Annotated in this window: 4 protein-coding genes and 1 pseudogene; 4 read left to right on the plus strand and 1 reads right to left on the minus strand. The window is 57.6% G+C overall.

What is annotated here, in order from left to right; translation table 11 throughout:
- Positions 1 to 6: 6 nt before the first annotated feature.
- On the plus strand, positions 7 to 873 hold the full coding sequence (metF, locus tag R6T97_RS03645) for a methylenetetrahydrofolate reductase [NAD(P)H] (RefSeq protein ID WP_410347947.1): 867 nt from the start codon (positions 7 to 9) through the stop codon (positions 871 to 873).
- Positions 874 to 912: 39 nt separating this feature from the next.
- On the plus strand, positions 913 to 1,398 hold the full coding sequence (locus R6T97_RS03650; RefSeq protein ID WP_410347944.1) for a PaaI family thioesterase: 486 nt from the start codon (positions 913 to 915) through the stop codon (positions 1,396 to 1,398).
- Here R6T97_RS03650 and R6T97_RS03655 read toward each other — a convergent pair.
- Positions 1,360 to 2,427, minus strand: coding sequence for a DUF2235 domain-containing protein (locus R6T97_RS03655; RefSeq protein WP_410347945.1), 1,068 nt, complete (start codon positions 2,425 to 2,427; stop codon positions 1,360 to 1,362). The genes R6T97_RS03650 and R6T97_RS03655 overlap by 39 nt on opposite strands.
- A 240-nt stretch (positions 2,428 to 2,667) precedes the next feature.
- On the opposite strand from R6T97_RS03655, the gene R6T97_RS03660 reads away from it, so the two are divergent.
- The gene (locus R6T97_RS03660) at positions 2,668 to 3,264 is read left to right on the plus strand and encodes an HD domain-containing protein (protein WP_410347946.1); all 597 of its coding nucleotides are present in this window, start codon (positions 2,668 to 2,670) and stop codon (positions 3,262 to 3,264) included.
- An 83-nt stretch (positions 3,265 to 3,347) separates the two neighbouring features.
- Positions 3,348 to 6,407: pseudogene (locus tag R6T97_RS03665) on the plus strand (valine--tRNA ligase); the annotation flags it as partial.

The following is a 6,407-nucleotide window of genomic DNA, read 5'->3' on the forward strand; positions in this document are numbered from 1 at the left end:
GCCCCCATGACTGTCCCATCCGTGTCCTTTGAATTCTTTCCGCCAAAATCACTCGAAGCATCCTTTCGTCTTTGGGATTGCGTCAACACGCTCGCCCCGCTTGACCCGTCATTTGTGTCGGTGACCTACGGCGCAGGCGGCACCACACGGCAGTTGACGCATGACGCGGTGACGACGATCCATAAAACCAGCGGCTTGAACGTCGCCGCTCATCTGACGTGTGTCGATGCAACCAAGGCCGAAACCCTTCAAATCGCACAAAGCTATGCTGATGCTGGCGTTCGCGATATAGTCGCCCTGCGCGGCGATGCGCCAAAGGGCGTTGACCGTTTCACCCCGCATCCGGAAGGGTTTGACAGCTCTGTTTCTTTGATCTCGGCACTTGCCGACACGGACACCTTCAACATCCGCATCGGTGCCTATCCAGAAACGCACCCAGAAGCTACAGACCAGGCCGCCGATATCGCTTACCTCAAGCGCAAGTTCGATGCCGGTGCCACATCTGCCATCACGCAGTTCTTTTTCGAGGCCGATACTTTTTTCCGCTTCCGCGATGCCTGCGTCAAAGCAGGGATCGACGCGCCGATCATTCCCGGTATTCTACCGGTCGAAAACTGGGCTGGAACACAGCGGTTTGCCAAGCAATGCGGAACACAGATTCCACAAGTCGTTCAAGACGCCTTTGCGAACGCAACCCGTGACGGCACGACAGAGTTGCTGGCGACTGCAATTGCAACCGAAATGTGTGACGATCTGCTGCAAGGGGGCGTGGACCATCTGCACTTTTACACCCTCAACCGGCCCGAGCTGACGCGCGATATCTGTCATGCCTTGGGTGTGACCCCGAAAGTGCGGTTGCAAAACGTCGCCTGAATCGCCAGCTTCGTGCCAGTTGACACGCGCGGAGCGACCATGTTCACAGCCACATCCCCCGACGACATGCCCGACCTTGAAACGACCCTTTCAATGTCGGGGCTGGACTTCATGCTGGCGATGCAAGACGGCAAGATTGCGCGCCCGCCGATCTGGGCCCTGATCAACTATAGCATCGCGGAAATAGAGGCTGGCAAGGCCGTTTTTCGCGGAACGCCGAAGTTTGAGCACACCAACCCCGCCGGTGGTGTTCACGGTGGCTGGTACGGTACATTGCTGGATACGTGCATGTCCTGTGCCGTCATGACGGTGACGCCCAAAGGGTCTGTCTACACGACACTCGAATACAAGGTGAACATGGTGGCTGCGATCCCGGTAGGGCAAGAGATATCGGCTACCGGCACTATTGATCATGCGGGGCGGTCAACCGGTGTCGCACGGGGCGAAATACGCGATGCCGCAACAGGCAAGCTCTATGCCACCGGCTCAACCACTTGTCTGATTATGAAGCTGCGGGGCGACTGAGACCTCTGGCAGGTCGCCGCCAATCGTTTCGTGCAAACGCTCTGACTGGTCCTTGCCGAAAGCGCGTCTGCGCCGTGCCAGAAATATCTTTGCCCACCCCCGCCAATTGCCGATGGATGGCGCCGTCACATCCTGTGGAAATCTGCTCTGCCAATCATCCGGCAAAGGCATACCACAGGCAGATAACCGTTCAAGCATCCAGACCAGCGGGATATTCGCCAAGAGGCGGGCATCAGGATATTGCCAGACCTGCCCGCCGACATCACCGTGATTGCCGCGGAACCAGACCTGCTCCATGTGGCCTTTCCATCCGACGGGGGATTGCCACATAACGGGTGCATAGGCTGCGCGGCGCTCATCGAAGGCCAGCGCGTGAAACCCGTGGCGGATGTGACTGCCCAAAGCGTGATTGTGAAAGTCATGCTGCGCCTGCCCCCAACGCCAGATGATCGGCAGGCGTAGACCCAATGCCTTGACCGTATCCCAAACCGCGACGGCCTCGACTTGGACATCCAGATGGCAGTAGTGGTCGCGAAACGTCTGTGCCACCGGACTGCGGGCGCCATTGCGATAATGCCTGTACGCTTGGCGTATCGTCCTCTCGGTGGCGCAATCGGACCGCACCAAACCAACCATATCAATCACTCCGGCAAGAGACCTGACCGCATAAGCGCCGCGCGAATAACCGATCAAGACGATCTGATCTCTCGCGCGATACCGCGTTGCGACGACACCGTAGGCGCGCTCGATCTGCCTGTTGATGCCTTTGCCTGCGATCACGTCCAAGGTGCCTGACCAATCGCGCCATTGGATACCGGCTTCATAATGGACGGTGACGTTCGCAGTTCGGCTCACCTCACTGAGCAGCTTGAAGGTAAGCCCCGCGTTCGTTTCAAACCCTGCGGCCAGTGACGACATCGTCCCGTCAAGGATTACCACATGGGTCGCGGGCCCGCGACCACGAATGCCGCCTTCTTCAGTGCGTCCGCGCCGCCCAAAGAGATCAAAGAACCAGTCACGCAGTGCCATCGACTGAACCTCGTGTAACCACGGAACACAGATTGTTTCCATGTGGTGCCGACTGCTGACTGCCGAATACCTTCATCTTGCCTCTCGCCAAAGTTGCGCACGAGCCTAGCGGTGCCTGTGTGCGTGTCCACCCCGATGATATCTGCACCTTGACGATGCGATTGGACAATTTCATGGCGTGACACATCACAAATCCTCTGCGACCTTAGACACAAACAACGAATGAAGTGGAGTGCGAAAATGGACCGGGTCAAGTTCACCGCCATGAAGGATGGCGACAAGGAGGACTATGATTTCCTCACCAAGCATGAGGTGGAATACACTAAAGGCACCGCTGCCCGACTGTTGGAGGCCATGGTCAGGCTCGATGAAGGGTTGTCAGGCTATCAGATCACGCGGCTGGGCCATTCCCTGCAGTCGGCAACCCGTGCCGAGCGGGACGGCGCGGACACAGACTGGATCGTCGGTGCCCTTCTTCACGATATCGGCGATATCTACGCGCCCTACAATCACGACGAATATGCAGCGACGATCCTGCGCCCGTTCGTGCGTGAACAGGTCACATGGGTTGTGGAAAAGCACGGCGATTTCCAACTGGTCTATTATGGCGAACATGTGGGCGCGGACCCGCAAAAGCGCGATGCTTATAAGGACCATCCCTACTTCGACGATTGCGCGACATTCTGTGAACGCTGGGATCAAAGCTCCTTCGATCCGGACTATGACACCTTGCCCCTTTCACACTTCGCGGACAGCGTGGAAGAAGTTTTCGCCCGCCAACCTTACGACGCGGCCGTTATTCAAACCGGTGTCCGCATACCGCTATTTGCGCCGTAAGGTGGGTTTTGGGGCAACCGCCCCCTTTCACTTGAGCGGCCATCGCGTTATCTGCTTTTTTGCAGACAGCAAGGATCAGACCGATGCCGATGGAAAAGACATTCGACGCCAAAACCGCAGAGCCGCGCATCTATCAGATGTGGGAACAGTCCGGCGCGTTCAAAGCGGGGGCCAATGCATCTCGTGATGAAACTTTCTGCATCATGCTGCCACCCCCGAATGTGACAGGCTCTTTGCATGTCGGACATGCGTTCAACCATACGATCATGGACATGCTGACGCGCTGGAAGCGGATGCAGGGCTATGACACGCTTTGGCAGCCAGGGCTGGATCATGCGGGCATCGCAACACAGTTGATGGTCGAAAAAGAACTGGCCGCGACGGGGCAACCCAAACGCACCGAACTGGGCCGCGAAAAATTCCTTGAAAAGGTCTGGGAATGGAAAGCCGCCAAAGGGGGCACGATTGAACTGCAAGCCCGCCGTCTGGGTGACAGTATGGACTGGTCCCGTTCGGCTTTTACCATGTCGGGGGCCGAAAGCGCGCCTGACACCGAAACGCCCGGAAACTTTCATGATGCGGTGCTCAAGGTCTTTGTGCAGATGTACAAGGACGGGCTGATCTATCGGGGCAAGCGTCTGGTCAACTGGGATCCGCATTTTGAGACCGCCATCTCTGATCTCGAGGTGGAGAACATCGAGGTCGACGGCCACATGTGGCACTTCAAATACCCGCTGGCCGGTGGCGAAACCTATGAATACGTCGAGAAAGACGACGACGGGAAAATCATCCTGCGCGAGGTCCGCGACTATATTTCAATCGCAACGACCCGCCCCGAAACCATGCTCGGCGACGGTGCGGTGGCAGTGCATAAGGATGACGAGCGCTATGCCCCTATCGTTGGCAAGCTGTGCGAAATTCCAGTTGGCCCGAAAGAGCATCGCCGCCTGATCCCGATTATCACCGACCCCTACCCTGATCCTGATTTCGGGTCCGGCGCGGTCAAGATCACCGGTGCACATGATTTCAACGACTATGAAGTGGCCAAGCGCAGCCATATTCCGATGTACAACCTGATGGATACCAAAGGTGCGATGCGCACCGATGGAGAAGCCTATGCAGAAGAGGCCGCGACCGCCCAGCGCATCGCCAATGGCGGGGAAGGCTTTGACGAAGCAAAGATCGCTGCCATGAACATGGTGCCCGAGGAATACCGCGGGCTGGACAGGTTCGAGGCACGCAAGCGTGTCGTTGCCGACATCACAGCAGAGGGCAACGCGGTGATGACGACCAAAACGGTCATGAACGACGAGGGTGAAGCGGTCGAAACCACCGTCCCATTTGTCGAAGACAAGAAAATCATGCAGCCCTTTGGCGACCGCTCCAAGGTTGTGATCGAGCCGATGCTCACCGACCAATGGTTCGTCGACACCGCCAAGATCGTCGGCCCTGCACTGGATGCAGTGAAAGAGGGCCGCACAAAGATCATGCCCGAGAGCGGCGAGAAGGTATATTACCACTGGCTGGAGAATATCGAACCTTGGTGTATCTCGGTGTATCTCGCGCCAGTTGTGGTGGGGGCACCAGATACCGGTGTGGTATGGTCTCGATCTTGGTGTCGAAGACGAACACAACCCGTCGGGTGAACTGGACGAAGTGCAAATTCTTGGCCTCTTGCTCGAAGGTATCGTACATCGCGGCACAGTCATGCACTGCGGGCCCGATTTCGAAAGCGTGAAGCCTGATTTCGTCTTCGACAACGCCGATGTGCCCAGCCCCTTGAGCCATGCAGACATCATTGAAGTTGCAGACAAGGCAGAGGCGATTGATCGCTTCTCTGCCAGCTTGGCCGAATACAACGTAACACAAGACCCGACTGTTCTGGTTTATCCCGTCTGGCGCGACCCTGACGTGCTCGACACATGGTTCTCGTCCGGTCTCTGGCCTTTTGGGACGCTGGGCTGGCCCGAACAGACACCCGAGCTGCAGAAATACTTCCCCGGCGATGTGCTTGTCACAGGTCAGGACATCCTGTTCTTCTGGGTTGCCCGCATGATGATGATGTCCGAAGCGATTATGGGCCGCGAACCCTTCCACACCGTCTATCTGCACCAGCTGGTCCGCGACGCGAAGGGCGAGAAGATGTCCAAGACCAAGGGCAACGTGATCGACCCGCTGGATATGATTGACGCTTACGGTGCCGATGCGCTGCGCTTTTCCAACGCGCAGATGGCGGCTTTGGGCGGTGTGTTGAAAATCTCCGAAGACCGGATCAAGGGTTACCGCAACTTCGGCACAAAACTGTGGAATGCCTTCAGCTTTGCCGACCATTACCAGATCGCCTATCCCGGCGACGGGACACGGCCCGAAGCGACGCAGACGCTGAACAAATGGATCATCGGCGAAACCGGCAAGGTCCGCGAAGCGGTCGACGCCGCGATGACAGGCTACCGCTTCAACGACGCCGCCGACGCGCTTTATGCCTTCACATGGGGCAAGGTCTGCGACTGGTATCTGGAGTTTTCCAAACCGATCCTTCAGGGCGATGATGCGGCGGCAAAGGCCGAGACGGAACAGACCCTGCGCTGGGTGCTGGACCAGTGCCTGATCCTGTTGCACCCTATCATGCCATTCATCACCGAAGAATTGTGGCAGCTGGCCGACAACCGCACCAAGATGCTCGTGCACGCCGATTGGCCGACCTACACTGCCGTTGAACTGGTGGATGCCGAAGCAGACCGTGAAATGAACTGGGTGATCGACCTGATCGACAACGTCCGTTCGGCGCGCGCCCAAGTGCACGTGCCTGCCGGTGCGAAAGTGCCGCTGCTGGTCACGGGACTGGATGCAAAAGGCCAATCAGCATGGGACAACAACCATGTATTGATCCAACGCCTTGCCCGCATCGAAAGCCTGTCGCATGTCGATAACTTTCCCAAAGGCTGCGTCACGATCCCGATGGACGGCGGCACATTTGGCATCCCGCTGGCTGATCTGATCGACGTGGCCGAGGAAATCGCGCGTCTTGAAAAGACCTTGCAAAAACTGGGCAAGGAACTGGGTGGTTTGCGCGGACGCCTGAACAATCCTAATTTCGTGGCCTCTGCCCCGGACGAGGTTGTTGCAGAAGCGACAGCGAACCT

The sequence above is a fragment of the Yoonia sp. genome, assembly GCF_046498525.1.
GTDB lineage: Bacteria > Pseudomonadota > Alphaproteobacteria > Rhodobacterales > Rhodobacteraceae > Yoonia.

Coding starts and splice junctions, on each gene's coding strand:
- R6T97_RS03650 (WP_410347944.1), top strand. CDS start 913: ATGTTCACAGCCACATCCCCCGACGACATGCCCGACCTTGAAACGACC.
- metF (WP_410347947.1), top strand. CDS start 7: ATGACTGTCCCATCCGTGTCCTTTGAATTCTTTCCGCCAAAATCACTC.
- R6T97_RS03655 (WP_410347945.1), bottom strand. CDS start 2,427: ATGGCACTGCGTGACTGGTTCTTTGATCTCTTTGGGCGGCGCGGACGC.
- R6T97_RS03660 (WP_410347946.1), top strand. CDS start 2,668: ATGGACCGGGTCAAGTTCACCGCCATGAAGGATGGCGACAAGGAGGAC.